The sequence below is a fragment of the Stieleria sedimenti genome, assembly GCF_025060895.1.
Classification (GTDB): domain Bacteria; phylum Planctomycetota; class Planctomycetia; order Pirellulales; family Pirellulaceae; genus Stieleria; species Stieleria sedimenti.
Genome location: NZ_JANZKV010000173.1, coordinates 12,991 through 27,388, shown reverse-complemented (window position 1 = coordinate 27,388; position 14,398 = coordinate 12,991). Strand labels below are relative to the sequence as shown.

Sequence of the window (14,398 nt, the reverse complement as noted above, 5' to 3'; positions counted from 1 at the left end):
GCCGCCCACGGTCGCTGCGACGCAGCGACCGGGAATCGCCTCAAGGCTAGACACCAACGGCTGCTGAATCCCTTGTTGCTTCAAGCTGACAAATCAATCGGCGTATCTGTGAAGCACGCCTCCCCTTGCGAACGATACTCGCGCTCGCGAGAGCCCAAAATTCTAGTTCAAAGCGTCGGAATAGCCTTTCGGGTGGCTTTGGTGCCACTTCCAGGCGGTTTCCACGATGCTTTTGACGTCGTTGTACTGGGTTTTCCAACCCAGCAACTCGGCCGCCAGACTCGCATCGGCAACCAACTCCGGCGGGTCGCCGGCGCGGCGGGGCCCCATCACTTCGGGGATCGGATGGCCGGTGACCTCGCGGCAGGCCTGGATGATTTCGCGGACGCTGGTGCCCCGGCCCGTCCCCAAGTTGACGCAGATGCCTTTGCCGGGCTGCAGTTTTTGCAACGCGACCAGGTGAGCCGCACCGAGATCGTCGACGTGGATGTAATCGCGGACGCAGGTGCCATCGGGTGTCGGGTAGTCGTCGCCGAACACGGTGATCGCGTCGCGTTGGCCGAGTGCCACTTGCAAGACGATCGGGATCAGGTGCGATTCGGGGGTATGGTCTTCGCCGATCGATCCGTCCGGCCGCGCGCCGGCGGCGTTGAAGTAGCGGAGTGCCGCGTAGCCGAACCCGTACGCCGCGGCGTAATCGGCGAGCGCCTGTTCAAAGACCAGCTTGGTAAACCCGTAGGGGTTGATGGGCTGCTGAAGCGTCGTTTCAACGATCGGAATCGTGTCGGGTTCGCCGTAGGTCGCCGTCGTGCTGCTGAAGACGATTTTCTTGACGTCGGCTTCGCGCATCGCGTCGAGCAATTCGATCGCCGCGACGACGTTGTTGCGATAGTAGAGCGCGGGATCATTGACCGATTCATTGACCAACGCAAAGGCGGCAAAGTGCATCACGGCATCGATCTGTTTGTCTTTCAACACGCCGATCAATTTCGCCCGGTCCGCCAATTCGCCTTCGACCAGCATGCCGTCCGGTACCGCCTGGCGGTGCCCTCGCGAGAGATTGTCGTAGACGGTGACCTGGTGGCCAGCTTCGGTGAGCAAACGAACGGCGTGCGAACCGATGTAACCGGCACCACCGACAACCAAAACATTCATGAAATCCACTTCAGGCATTAAGGGCAACGGATGTGGCGACGTGGTGTGCCGACCAAGAGATTACGGAAACCATACATCAATCTTCCCCCGAAACCGGATGAAATCAATCGGTGGCCAAACGACGAACCAAGTTGCAGTTGATGCAGGAGTCGGGGCCGCCCGAAAAACCGTCGCACTCGGCCGACACCATCCGCGAGGAATTTTTGAATTATCTGCGCGGCGAGTGCCACTTGGCCGACAACACGATCGAAGCCTACGGGCGGGATCTCAACCGTTTCATCGGCTGGGTCGGGAAGCGACGCCTGGATTCGATTCGCGTCGGTGACCTGACGCAGTTCATGGGGACCCTGTCCGAATCAGGCCTCGCGCCCGCTTCGGTGTCACGCGCGGTCGTCGCCATTCGCACGTTCTTCAAGTACCTGCAACTGGAGGGCACGGTCAGCGAAAACCCGGCGGAACTGCTGGCGGCCCAAAAAATGTGGCAGCGGATGCCGGGCGTGCTGTCGCAGCGGCAGGTCGATTTGTTCCTCCGCGCCCCGCGCCGATCGGACGCGTTTTGGCTCCGCGACATCGCGATGCTGGAAGTCTTGTACGCGACCGGATGCCGTGCCAGTGAAGTCTGTTCGCTGCGGATCCGCGATCTCTCGTTGGATCAGAAACATCTCAAGTGCACCGGCAAAGGCGGCAAGCAACGCATGGTTCCGATCGGCGGCCGAGCGATCGCGGCGATCGAACGTTATTGCGAAGACCTGCGTGGCGAACTGGCCGCGAAACCACCGCACCCGCCGGACGAACTATTTTTATCGCGCAGCGGACGAGCGCTCGATCGCATCCAACTGTGGCGTCTGGTCAAGCACTACGCCAAACGAGTCGGCATCGATTCGGCCATCAGCCCCCACTCGCTGCGCCACAGTTTTGCCACGCACTTGTTGGCCGGCGGTGCGGACCTCAGACAGGTGCAAGAGATGCTCGGCCACGCCAGCATCCAGACGACGCAAATCTACACCCACGTCGAGCATTCTAGACTCAAACGGGTGCACCAGCAGTACCATCCACGGGCCTGAACGACGCAGCCCCGGTGCCATCGGCTTTGACGCCAAGCGGGGTGTTTCTTGCTAGCGGTAGGGCGCGAGCCCTCCGGTCGTTCACGGTGTTCTTGAAGCGCGACCGGACGGCTCGCGCCATTCCGCTAACACCTCTAGAGCCGATGGAGACGGCACGGGGTGCAGCCCCCGGGAGTCAGTCACCGTTCCAATCGGGGTCCGCGATCTTGCGGTGCATTTCCCCCAGGCGTGCTTGGACACCCAACAGTCGTTGCCAGGAACTCAACTTCAAGGTGACCGATTGGCTGGACTCGTCGATCTTGGCGGTCTCCACCAATTTGCACAGACGGTGCTGCAGGAAATCCAAGATCTCGCAAAGTTGCGCTTTTTGACCCGGGCTCAAGTTGTCCGGGATCGAGGGGATTTCTCGGACCGACGCGATGTCCATTTGGAAGGGCGATTTTTCCTGACTCAATTCGAGTGCAACGGAACTCTCCGACGAAGACATCTCCCGCGACATGGTCGGGTTTTCACTTCCCAGTGCCGCCAAACGCGCCGCGATCTCTTCTTCGGATCCGACCAGCATCAGGCTTCGACCGACCGAAATCAGGTCACCGCTGCGAAGGATTTTGAGCGGATATTCCACTCCGTTGACCTTGGTCCCGTTGGTGCTGTCCAAATCTGTCAGGACCAATCGGTCGTTGTCACGCTGGATCTTGAAGTGGCAACGGCTGACACGCTCGTCGTTGAGTTGGATGTCATTGACTTCTTCTCGCCCCACCGTGAACGGTGGAGTGAGATCGCCAAAGACTTTGCCGCGATCGGCGCCGTGAAGAACTTTCAACGTCACACCCGACATGGGCAGACCCCGAGATGAAAAGGATCGAGAAAGAGGATTGTCGTGAGCCATCAATATATCTGGTTGTTTGACGTGCGTCTGCCAGAATTCTAGACCACCTGGGCGATCACGCATTTTAAATAGTCACTTTCCGGGCAACCGACGGCCAGCGGGTGATCCGGAGCCGGCCCTCGATTTTCCAGCACGATGATGTCCCGACGCTGACGGCGCCCCACATCCACCAGCATGTTCAAAAACTCGCTGCGTGAAACACGACCGCTGCAGCTGCACGTGACCAGGATCCCACCGGGGGGAATCAAGTCAACGGCCAAGCTGTTCAATCGCCGGTAGGCCCGCAAGGCCTGGTCGACCTGGTGACGCGAGCCGGCAAAACGTGGGGGATCCAGAACCACGGCGTCAAAGGTCTGCCCCTCGTCGCCGAGCCGCTTGAGGGCGTCAAAGCAATCTTCCTGCAAGAACGACATCCGATCGGCGACCCCATTTCGTTGTGCCGACTCCGTGGCCGCCGCAATCGCCGACGCACTCGAGTCAATGCCCACCACGTTTTCCGCACCCTGTCGCGCCGCCACCAAACCGAACCCGCCAGTGTAGCAGCACACATCTAAGACGCGTTTTCCACGCAAATAGCCCGCCGCCGCTTCATGATTGAGCCGCTGATCCAGGTAACCACCGGTTTTCTGGCCGCCGACCAGGTCGACCGTCAATTCGAGTCCGTTCTGGCGGTACTTGACCGGCTCGCTGAGGTCCACGCCCGCGATCGCCAGGGTGCCCGACTCCGGATCCAGTCCTTCATACTTGGCGGTTTTTTCGTCCACGCGGACCACGATCTGGCGGCACTGCGTCACCTGCTGCAGGTGATCGAGAATCGGCTGGCGCCACTTCATCAAGGCCCCGGCGGTAAACTGGACACCGAGACAATCGGAGTATCGGTCGACGATCAGACCGCTGATCAGATCCGATTCGCTGAAAATCAGCCGCTCGGCTTCGTCCGCGTCCGCCACCCGGGAAAGCCGACGCCGACCGATCGCCACGTCAATCCGCTCGATCCAAAGTGCATCGTCAATCGGCGTGGTGCTCTCATATGTGTACAAACGCACCCGCAAGCGGCTGTGCGGATTGACCAGTCCGCGGCCCAAAAAATTTCCGTCCATGTCCACTAACTCGACGATGTCACCGCGATCCAGATTGCCGCCGTCGCTGAACCGGTTGCCGTCGCTGATCAACGCGTGGGCATGCACCCACGGGTGTCGGGCGAGAAAAGGAAACTGTCGTCCCGGTTTGACACGGAGCTGTTGGGGGGTGGGTTGGGACACGGCAGGCCAGGGTACGAGTCGAAGGTATTGGTCAGAATCTTTGAAGAATGACCGATCGCTGCCTCGTTGCACAGGTTGGGGTGCAGCCAATCGCTTCCCCGGCCGATATATTGGTCGAAGAGCTGATTCTTGAGTGGTTCCCGTTACGAAAGGTTTTTGAACATGACTCATATCGTCGCCGAACCCTGCGTGGGTTGCAAATACACCGATTGTGTCGTCGTTTGCCCCGTAGAATGCTTCTATGAGGGCGAGCAAATGGTCTACATCCACCCCGAAGAGTGCATCGATTGCGAAGCCTGCGTGCCGGAATGTCCGGTCGAGGCGATCTTCCACGAAGACAATCTGCCCGAGGAGTGGAAGAGCTACATCGAATTGAATGCTCAAAAGTCTGAAGAGTGCGAGGTCATCACCGAAAAGAAAGAACCTCTGGCAGACGATTGATCGCGATTGGGGCGATCCGTGTTTGGTCTCAAGCCAAACAAAGAGCCTCGTCGGTGATCCACCGACGAGGCTTTTTTTGATGCAGCAGCGATTCGGCCTGTCGATTGAACGACAGGCCGGATGTCAACCGGCGGCCGGCAGAAACGTCTTCCAGCAATCGTAACGCGGGTCGTTGACCGAATGCGTGACGAGCGGGTTGAACCGTGGCTTGGCCGGTTTGGTTCGCAGTTTCATGCCCGCTTGTTTGGGCGTCCGGCCGCCCTTGCGGCTGTTGCAGCGCAAACAACACGCCACGATGTTTTCCCACGTCGTTGGTCCCCCCTGGCTCCGCGGCACGACGTGATCCAAGCTCAGCTTGTGCGTCGGATAGTCCTTGCCGCAGTACTGGCAGGTGTGTTCGTCGCGGGCAAACAGGTTCTTGCGATTGAAACGCACCGTCTGCATCGGCATCCGATCGAAACGAGTCAAGCGGGCGATCCGCGGAACTTGCATCTCAAACCCGACCGCTTGAATGAAGTCATCGCCGGGTTGCTTTTCGATCGCGTTGAGCTGACTCATTTCACACCAGCTGTCAAAGTCATAGCTGATGAACTGGCCCGCCTCGTGGCTGATCACTTCGGCACATTGGCGATACAACAACGTCAACGTTCGACGTACATCGACCACCCGAATGGCCATGTAAAATCGGTTCAAGATCAAAACGTGACTGTCCAGCAAACTCTGACTCATCTCTGCGAAATCCTTGCACTTGTTGCAGGCCTAGCGGCCGGCCGGGGTGACACGATCGGGATGATGTTGCGTGTTGCAATCCGCACTGTCTTCTGATGAACCACATCAGCACTCACATTCTAGTCAACCCGACAGTCTGGATGGGCCCCCAATTGAGCCTCAAACGCCCTCTGGAACGTCGACTTTTGCGAAACCTTCATCTCCGCCGGCGGCTTTCGACCCTCCAACGCCCGATCCGCCTGGCAGCGAGACACTTGGTGCCCCCCTCAGGGTTCGCAGTGAACCCGATTGACCCGGTCCGGCGATTTTTCGTAGGAAGTCAGGGCGACGAATTCACCGTTCCCGCTGGAAGCGGCCGGAGCTCTTGCTAGCGTGACTGCGATCGCCAGCGTCGCCGCGATCGCCAGCGTGACTGCTGCCAGCGTCACTGCCGCTTTCGATCGACTCGACCGCCCCCGTACTTCATGTCCCAACTTCGCCGCACCACTGATCGCCGGCGGCGCGTGCTGTACCATTCGCACGTGTCTCCCCACACCCCTTCCACCCCGGCGACGCGTCGCGCGGCGGCGGAATTGCGTGCCGCACGGCAGCCGGCCCAAGCATTCGGGTCACGCGTGCATCAACATCTCCGGGGACGTTGGTTTTCGTTGGTTCCGGTCTCGCGAATGGCGATGGGGATGACCGCGGCGATCGTGGTGGCGATCTCGATCGCGCTGACGGTGCTCCATCACGCGGCGTTCACGTGGCCCAGTCTTGCCTATCGCGCCGATCTCGCCCGCCCCCTGCTGATCCACCGGCCGGACAGTCTGGCCGCCTGGTGGACGACAATGCTGTTGCTGCTTTCGGCCGGTGCCACCCGTTTGATCTATGTGCTTCGCCGACACCGCCGCGACGACTATCGCGGCCACTATCAGTTGTGGCAATTGACGCTGGTGGTGTTGCTGTTGGCCAGCGTGCATGCGACCGTCGATCTGGTCGGTTGGCTGGGCGCGTCGCTGGATCTTCTGGTCGGCGACCGCGCGGTGCTGTCCGGGGCGAATTGGTTACGGATCGTGCTGGACGTCGGCGGCATCATCCTGGCCATGCGATTGATCGCCGAAGTCTCTCGTTGCCGCCCGGCGTTGATTGCCATGGCCCTCTCGGCCGTCCTGATCGGTTTTTCAGAACTCGCCCATTGGCAGATCGTGGTCGTCGATGGTGCCGCCAAGGCGACGCTGGTGATCGCCGCGCCGATGCTGACCTGGTCCTGCTTTCTCGTCGCCGCAACGCTATACCTGCGGTCCATGTACCGCCAGATCCGCAACATCCCCGCGGCCCCGTCGATCCGCGAACGTCTCGCCCAATGGGTCGCCGAGCATCGCAACCGTGATGAGGAAGATTTCCCGTCGGAGTTCTTTGAGCCGCAAGACACACCGCGTCCCGCGGTCGCCAGCGTCGCAACCCGGCGTGCCCGCGCGGTCGCCCCGGCTGCGAAATCCGACGTGGTTTCCCAGGACAACGATGTTTCCCAGGACAACGATGACAAAACAGACGTCGAGGCCGATGTCGAGGAAAACGATTCGGCGCGGCCGGACAAGCCGCGTTGGTTCGCCCGCTTGAGACTCCGCGGCGGCAAAAACCGATCCGATTCCGATTCAAACGGCCCCACTCCCGACGACTCGTCCCAGAGCGACGCTGCCGATGACGATCTCGACGCCCCTGATCAACCCAAACCCAAACGCCGGTGGTTCGGCCTTCGCGCGGCACGTTCGACCGAGCCGACCGATGACGCGGACGAATCGGCAGCCGAACCCGAAAACGATTCCGACGATCAACCGGACCGCGAACGCCCGGTGAAAAAGAAAGCCTGGTTCTCTCTGCGGCTGAAACCCCAACCGTTGGCTGACTCCGCGGACCAGGACGGCGACTCGGCCGAGCCGGTGACTGACGAGGACGCGGAGACCGAGACGCAGGAGAAGAACAAAGGATGGTTCGGCGGGCTGCTACGACGCAAGAACGTCAACGCCGAGGAGACGAACGACTCGGAGACCGACGCGACGAGCGGCAGCCCCAAACCCCAATCATCCGGTCGCGCTCCGGCTCGCGGTGCCGCTTCCCCATCACGCGGCTCGGGCCCGCTCAGCTCCGCCGCTCGGCAGCAACGCAGCGCGCAGGCCGCGGAACCGTCGCGCGGCAATCCAGCGCAGGCCTTCGATGACGACGTCGATCCCGATGACATCGATTGGGAATCGATGAGCAAAGCGGAACGGCGACGGATGCGAAAGCACCTCAAACGCACCGGCCGAGCGGCTTAGGATCGGGCAACGCGGCGCCGCCCTTCGTTTCAAACGCGGGCGCTGATATCGTGTCGCCATTCCCGTCCTCCCGTTCCCATTCAAATCCCATGATTCGAACCCGTTTTGCGCCCAGTCCGACCGGTTACTTGCACATCGGCGGTGTCCGTACGGCCCTCTTCAACTGGCTGTTGGCCAAACAATCCGGCGGGCAATTCATCCTGCGGATCGATGACACCGACGCGGGACGCAACGTGACCGAAGCCCTGCAGCCGATCCTGGATGGTTTCAAGTGGCTTGGCATCGACTGGGATGAAGGCCCGGAGGTGGGCGGCCCCAACGGTCCCTATTACCAATCCCAACGCATCGATCTTCACAAAGTCGCCGTGGCCCAGTTGCTCGCCAGCGGACATGCCTATCGCGATTATGCCTTGCCCGAAGAATTGAAGGCCGAGCGCGAAGCCGCCGAAAAACGCGGTGAACGTTTTTTCTACGATCGGCGTTGGATGGCTGCCGACGATGAAGCAGCCAAAGCCTATGAAGCGGAAGGTCGCCAAGCAACGATTCGCTTGAAGATGCCGCGTGAAGGCGACTGCGTGATCGAGGACCTGGTCCGCGGCACGGTGACCGTGGCTTGGGAGACCGAACAAGACCACGTGATCGCCCGGACCGATGGCAGCCCGCTGTACCACTTGGCCAGCGTCATCGACGACCATGCCTTCGGGATCACACACGTCGTCCGCGCCGAAGAACACCTGCCCAACACGCCGCGGCAAATCTTCATCCTCGAATCGCTCGGCTACCCGCGTCCGCAATACGCCCACCTGCCGTACGTGGCCGAACCGGGCGGGACGGCCAAATTGAGCAAACGCAAGCTGAACAAGTATCTCAAGAACAAAGACTTTGCGAACTTGCTCGAACACGGCAATCGGATCGCCCAACGCTGCAATCTGGAGACCGATGACGAGACCTTCAACCCGGTCATCGTCGACTTTTATCGCGACATCGGTTTCACCGCCGACGCGTTGTTGAACTATCTGTTGTTGCTGGGCTGGTCGCTGGACGGTGAACGGGAAAAATTCTCCGTCGACGAGATGATCGAACTGTTCTCGTTGGCCCGCGTCACCAAGTCACCGGCTTCGTTTGACCCGCAGAAGCTGATGGCGTTCCAGGCCGATCACTTCGCCTCGCTGTCGGCCGAGGCCCGATTGCAGGCGGTGGCTCCATTCGCGATCGCCGCGGGGCTGGTCGAATCAAAGGATGACCCGAAACTCGCCGCCGTCGTCGCCGCCGCCGGGGATCGACTGAAGGTCGCCGGGGACATCATCGACTTCGATTACTGCTTCACCGATGCAATCGAATATGACCCCAAAGCCTTCGCCAAACGGATCACCAAGCCGGCAGACGCCTGCGACCTGTTGGCGGGTTTTCGCGAGGTGGTGTTGGCGGCCGAATCGTTCGACGCCGCGGCGGCGGAAGCCCTGCTCAAAGGCTACTGTGAAACCGCCGAAATCCAGATCGGCCAGATCATTCACGCCGTCCGAGTCGCCGTGACGGGAACCGCCGTCGGATTTGGCGTGTTTGATACACTGGCGATTCTCGGTAAAGACAAGGTGGCTCGGCGGATCGAAAACGCGTGCAAAAAAGCCGCAGAAGCTTGATTCAGTTCTCGAAATGGCGCAGGTTACAGGATCAGGTCAACCAACAAGCGACCGGATCCCTGTCAGGCCTGCACCACTCCGTCGCGTCACTGAGAATGGATTGTAGGCCTGTAAGCTCGCGGGAACGGCTGATTTCCTAGCAGAAACAGCTGGTTCGCCGCGAGCGTTTGGGCCTCCCCCGCGTACGTTTCCCCGTCGAAATTCCATGAAAAACTACATCCTTTCCGCCCTCCTCCTGCTCCCGCTCGCCGGATGCAGCCGACAGCCATCCGAATACACGGCGGAATTCGAGCCGAATCTGGTCCATGCGATGAAGTACCAGATCAAAGAAGGCATTCCGATGGAGCAGGCCATGAAGGATGCCAGCTGGATCGTCGACGGCATGTTTGGAACCCCGGACGAGCCGACCTTGCCCGAAGCCCTGCAAGACGAAGACTTCGCCGACTTGATCTCGCTGGACCGAATCAAGAACGCAGCCGGCCCGATCGCCGAAGGCAGCGGGCTGTATCGCAAGCATTGTGTGACCTGCCACGGGGTCACGGGCAATGGACGCGGCGAAGCCTCGGCCGCGCAGGATCCGTATCCGCGAGACTATCGGCATGGGATTTTTAAGTTCAAGTCAACCAAGCGAGGTTCCAAGCCGATCCGCGAAGACCTCGCCCGCTCGATTCGCAACGGAATTGCAGGCACGGGCATGGTTAAAATTCCCGATTTGAAGGAACAGGACATCCAAGCGCTCGTCGACTACGTGATCTATCTGTCGATCCGCGGGGAACTGGAGCGGACGCTGATCGACGACGCGATCTTTGAATTGGATCTGGAAGGCGGGGATCGGATCATCGATCGCCAGCTCGGAGAAACCTTGGCCGCCGGCGGTCGCGAGCAAATCGAGAAACAGATCGAAGCGTGGGAAAAGGCCGGCGAACCCGAGGACGATCCGACCGCGGCACTCGCCGAGCGATTGGAAAATTTCGACGAGTCGATGGAAATTGCGGTCGAGATGCTCGAAGATATCGCATTTGATTGGCTGGACGCCGAAGAAGACGTGGTCGAAGTCCCCGAGCCGCCGGCCGACATCCCCGTGGCCGACAATCACGCCGAGTTCGTCAAGCTCTCCGAGGGCGATCAAGCCGAAACGCTGGCCGCGTCGATCAAACGGGGGCAAGAAATTTTCACCGGAAAGGTCGCTTCGTGCAGCAAGTGTCACGGCGAAAAGGGTTACGGCGATGGCCAGAACAAAGACTACGACGACTGGACCAAAGACTGGACGACACGGGCCGGGCTGAAACCCGAAGACACCGAATCGCTGATCCCCTTGATGGCCCGGGGAGCGATGCCACCGAAGAACGCATTGCCGCGTAATTTCTCCGAAGGCGTGTTTCGCGGCGGAGAAGCCGCCGAAGATCTGTATCGTCGGATCCTGCAAGGTATCGAAGGCACCCCGATGCCGGCCTCCACCTTTGTCCCCGGCGAGTACGAAAAAGACGACATCTGGCATTTGATCAACTTCGTCCGCTCGGTCAGAAAGCCCGAACCGGAGACCACCGAAGCAATCTAGTGCTTTGTCAGCTTTAATCTTTCGGGTTGCGTTTGTCGAGCGGAAAAGGGGCCAGGTACCCAATGGTGAGCCGCCGGCCGTAAGGCCTCGGGCGGGCGCCGGAATGCCCGGCCGCTTACGCGTCACGGCTCACAAAATCGACAGGCCGCTCGCGTCGAACAGAAATCAGCCGGGAAAGGCTGCCGCCGGTCCAGACCGTCGCATCCTGGCGTTGCGTTTCCGGCAGATTTGTTGTTTGATCCTGGCAGTGGACGTGCGCACGAACCCGAACGGGTCGTGGCACGTCGTCTTCCCGTAGAACTGCTTTATCATCCAACGCAAAGCCGACGCCATGACCGACAGCTCCAGCGAGACCAGTGCCGATTCGTCACGCCCGACCAAACACTTTATCGAGCAGGCGATCGACGCGGATTTGGCCTCCGGCAAGGCGAAAGGCGTGGTCACCCGGTTCCCTCCCGAACCGAACGGCTACCTGCACATCGGCCACGCCAAGAGCATCTGCCTCAACTTCGGGCTGGCCAAAACCTACGACGGCACCTGCAACCTGCGGTTCGACGACACCAACCCGTCCAAGGAAGAAACCGAGTACGTCGAATCGATCATGGACGACGTCCGTTGGCTGGGCTTCCAATGGGACTCCTTGCACTACGCCAGCGACTACTTCGGGCAACTCTATGACTGGGCCGAAAAGCTGATTCAAGAGGGACTCGCCTACGTCTGTGACCTGAACGCCGAACAGACGCGGGAATACCGGGGCACGCTGACCGAACCGGGAAAGAACAGCCCCTACCGTGACCGCAGCGCCGATGAAAACCTGGAACTGTTTCGCAAGATGAAAGCGGGCGAGTTCCCGGACGGAAGCCGAACCTTGCGCGCGAAAATCGAGATGGCGTCGCCGAATCTGAATTTGCGCGATCCGGTGATGTATCGCATCATGCGCGCCCACCACCATCGCACCGGCGACGACTGGTGCATCTACCCGATGTACGACTGGGCCCACGGACAAAGCGACTCGATCGAAGGGATCACGTTCTCGATCTGCACGCTGGAATTTGAAAACCATCGACCGCTTTACAACTGGTATTGCCAATCACTGGGCATCCATCACCCGCGGCAAATTGAATTCGCACGGTTGAACATGACGTACACCGTGATGAGCAAACGCAAGCTGCTGCAACTGGTCAAGGAAGACCACGTCAATGGCTGGGACGATCCCCGCATGCCGACGATCAGTGGCCTTCGCCGCCGTGGCTACACCCCCGAGTCGATTCGCAAGTTTGCGGCCGATATCGGCGTGGCGAAATTCAACAGCACGATCGATGTCGTGCGTCTGGAGAACGCCGTCCGAGAACATCTCAATCGTGTCGCGCCGCGACGCATGGTCGTGTTCGATCCGATCAAATTGACGATCACCAATTGGCCCGAAGGAAAGGTCGAACGGGTCGACGCGATCAACAACCCCGAGGACGAGGCTGCCGGAACCCGATCGGTTCCGTTCAGCGGGACGCTTTACATCGGTGCGGATGATTTCCGTGAAGAGGCACCGCGCAAGTTCTTCCGACTGAAGAAAGGTGGCGCGGTCCGGCTGCGAAGCGGCTACATCATCGATTGCCACGATGTCGTTAAAGATGACGACGGGAACGTGATCGAAGTCCTGTGCACCTACGATCCGGAAACGAAATCAGGCCAAGACAGCTCCGGACGCAAGGTCAAGGGCACGATCCATTGGGTCAGTGCCGATCACGCGATTCCCGTCGAAGTCCGCAACTATGACCGCCTGTTCGCGGTCGAAAACCCCGACCAAACCGCCGAAGGACAAACGTTCTTGGACCACTTGAATCCGGACTCGCTGTCGGTGACCGAAGGGTTTGCCGAACCGGAGATCCGAACCGCCGCGGCGGGGGACCGGTTTCAATTCGAACGACTGGGCTACTACGTCGTCGATCCAGACTCTACGGACAAACAACTGGTCTTCAACCGAATCGTCCCGCTCCGCGACAGTTGGGGTAACATGGTGGCCAAGGGAAAAACCAATTAATCGCCGATAGCGTAGGCCGTGATGTGGGATGACTTTGATCAAGCGTTAACCGAACTCCGTCGCCGCGGGCGGATGCGTCAGTTGCAGCCGCGGCGGCTGGACGGTGTCCACTTGGTCGACGAAGCGGGCCGGCGATTGATCAACTTTGGCTCCAACGACTATCTGGGCTTGGCCTCGTTCGTGGCGTCCAACTCGATGCACGTTGAGTCGGTCGGTGCCCAGGCCAGCGGGTTGGTTTGTGGCTGGACTGATCGCCATCAGCTGCTCGCCGACACGATCGCCCGCTTCGAACAGACTGAGGCGGCGATCGTCTTCCCGACCGGATTCGCCGCCTGTTCGGGCACGGTGTCAGCGGTTTGCAGACAGGGCGACTTGATCCTTAGCGACGCATTGAACCATGCGTCGCTGATCGACGGTTGTCGGTTGTCCAAAGCCGAACGAATCGTTTACCCCCACCGCGACGTCGATGCGGTCGCCCGGTTACTGGCCGAGCACCGCAGTGCGTATCGCCGCGTTTGGATCGTGACGGACTCGGTGTTCAGCATGGATGGACACGTCGCGCCGCTCGGCGAACTGTGCGAGCTGGCCGCCGGGCACGACGCGACCCTGATCGTTGACGAGGCGCACGGGACCGGCATTTTGGGCGATCATGTTTCGGGGGCCTGCGAAGCCTTGGGCGTGAAAGATGCCGTCCCGATTCGAATCGGAACACTCAGCAAAGCGCTGGGCGGCCAGGGCGGGTTCGTCGCCTGCCCCCGCGCCGTTGCGGATTATTTGGTCAACCACAGTCGTCCGTTGATCTACAGCACCGCGTTGTCGATGCCCGCGGTCGAATCGGCGCTGGCGGCATTGTCGCATCCCCAGGAGATGCGCCGCCGCCGTGATCGGGTTTGTGCGCTGGCCCGAAACATCCGCGCGCAACTGGGACTCCGTTGCACCGCGATCGAATCCGGGATTCCGATCGTCCCGATTCCGATCGGAACGGACACCGATGCCGTTGCGGCGTCGCGGCGGTTGTATGAATTGGGGATGTTTGTGCCGGCGATTCGACCGCCGACGGTCCCCGAAGGCCAAGCACGACTACGTCTATCGCTCTCAGCCGACCACAGCGACGAGATGGTGAGCCGTCTGATCGAGGGTTTGCCGTCTTTCTGATTGACGGACACTTTTCACAGTTTTGCTTGACTCTCTCGCGGAGTGACCAACCCTTCACCAGAACACTCCGGTGCTTTCGCTGTCGTCAACGGCGATCTCTCGGAGCGTTTTTCCCGCGGTAGGTCCATCTCGTGATGGAGCTATCGGGAGAGGCGTGCGGCCGGAAATCGGCG

The 14,398-nt window shown here is 60.4% G+C and carries 12 protein-coding genes; 7 read left to right on the top strand and 5 right to left on the bottom strand.

Features of this window, described 5'->3' with window-relative positions; all coding sequences use genetic code 11:
• Nucleotides 1–162: 162 nt before the first annotated feature.
• Nucleotides 163–1,155: a UDP-glucose 4-epimerase GalE gene (gene galE, locus NZK35_RS21930; protein WP_259634663.1), complete on the bottom strand. Its 993-nt coding sequence runs from the start codon at nt 1,153–1,155 to the stop codon at nt 163–165.
• Between the two features lie 110 nt (nt 1,156–1,265).
• Here galE and xerD point away from each other — a divergent pair, with 110 nt between their 5' ends.
• Complete coding sequence (xerD, locus tag NZK35_RS21925; RefSeq protein ID WP_259634662.1) at nt 1,266–2,219, top strand: site-specific tyrosine recombinase XerD; 954 nt, start codon at nt 1,266–1,268, stop codon at nt 2,217–2,219.
• Between the two features lie 175 nt (nt 2,220–2,394).
• Here xerD and NZK35_RS21920 read toward each other — a convergent pair whose 3' ends face one another.
• Both NZK35_RS21920 and NZK35_RS21915 read right to left on the bottom strand, forming a co-directional pair.
• The gene (locus NZK35_RS21920; RefSeq protein ID WP_259634661.1) at nt 2,395–3,057 is read right to left on the bottom strand and encodes an FHA domain-containing protein; all 663 of its coding nucleotides are present in this window, start codon (nt 3,055–3,057) and stop codon (nt 2,395–2,397) included.
• 89 nt (nt 3,058–3,146) lie between these two features.
• Nucleotides 3,147–4,370 carry a class I SAM-dependent rRNA methyltransferase gene (locus tag NZK35_RS21915; RefSeq protein WP_259634660.1) on the bottom strand — a complete coding sequence of 408 codons (1,224 nt, stop codon included), beginning with the start codon at nt 4,368–4,370 and terminating at the stop codon, nt 3,147–3,149.
• A gap of 162 nt (nt 4,371–4,532) precedes the next feature.
• On the opposite strand from NZK35_RS21915, the gene NZK35_RS21910 reads away from it, so the two are divergent.
• Complete coding sequence (locus NZK35_RS21910; protein ID WP_095739652.1) at nt 4,533–4,811, top strand: ferredoxin family protein; 279 nt, start codon at nt 4,533–4,535, stop codon at nt 4,809–4,811.
• Between the two features lie 123 nt (nt 4,812–4,934).
• Here NZK35_RS21910 and NZK35_RS21905 read toward each other — a convergent pair whose 3' ends face one another.
• Together NZK35_RS21905 and NZK35_RS21900 are read right to left on the bottom strand one after the other, a co-directional pair.
• The gene (locus tag NZK35_RS21905; protein WP_145221089.1) at nt 4,935–5,540 is read right to left on the bottom strand and encodes an HNH endonuclease; all 606 of its coding nucleotides are present in this window, start codon (nt 5,538–5,540) and stop codon (nt 4,935–4,937) included.
• A 266-nt stretch (nt 5,541–5,806) separates the two neighbouring features.
• A complete protein-coding gene (locus NZK35_RS21900) occupies nt 5,807–5,968 on the bottom strand; it encodes a hypothetical protein (RefSeq protein WP_259634659.1) in 162 nt (53 codons plus the stop codon).
• A gap of 36 nt (nt 5,969–6,004) precedes the next feature.
• On the opposite strand from NZK35_RS21900, the gene NZK35_RS21895 reads away from it, so the two are divergent.
• The 5 genes from NZK35_RS21895 to NZK35_RS21875 all read left to right on the top strand — a co-directional run bounded on the left by NZK35_RS21895 (nt 6,005) and on the right by NZK35_RS21875 (nt 14,225).
• Nucleotides 6,005–7,834 carry a hypothetical protein gene (locus NZK35_RS21895; RefSeq protein WP_259634658.1) on the top strand — a complete coding sequence of 610 codons (1,830 nt, stop codon included), beginning with the start codon at nt 6,005–6,007 and terminating at the stop codon, nt 7,832–7,834.
• A gap of 89 nt (nt 7,835–7,923) precedes the next feature.
• Entirely contained in the window at nt 7,924–9,474 is a 1,551-nt protein-coding gene (gene gltX / locus NZK35_RS21890; RefSeq protein WP_259634657.1) for a glutamate--tRNA ligase, read from the top strand.
• Nucleotides 9,475–9,679: 205 nt separating this feature from the next.
• Nucleotides 9,680–11,032 (top strand): cytochrome c, encoded by a 1,353-nt coding sequence (locus tag NZK35_RS21885; protein ID WP_259634656.1) that lies wholly within the window; start codon nt 9,680–9,682, stop codon nt 11,030–11,032.
• A 331-nt stretch (nt 11,033–11,363) separates the two neighbouring features.
• A complete protein-coding gene (locus tag NZK35_RS21880) occupies nt 11,364–13,070 on the top strand; it encodes a glutamine--tRNA ligase/YqeY domain fusion protein (protein WP_259634655.1) in 1,707 nt (568 codons plus the stop codon).
• A 21-nt stretch (nt 13,071–13,091) separates the two neighbouring features.
• The gene (locus NZK35_RS21875) at nt 13,092–14,225 is read left to right on the top strand and encodes an aminotransferase class I/II-fold pyridoxal phosphate-dependent enzyme (RefSeq protein WP_259634664.1); all 1,134 of its coding nucleotides are present in this window, start codon (nt 13,092–13,094) and stop codon (nt 14,223–14,225) included.
• The last annotated feature ends 173 nt before the right edge of the window (nt 14,226–14,398 follow it).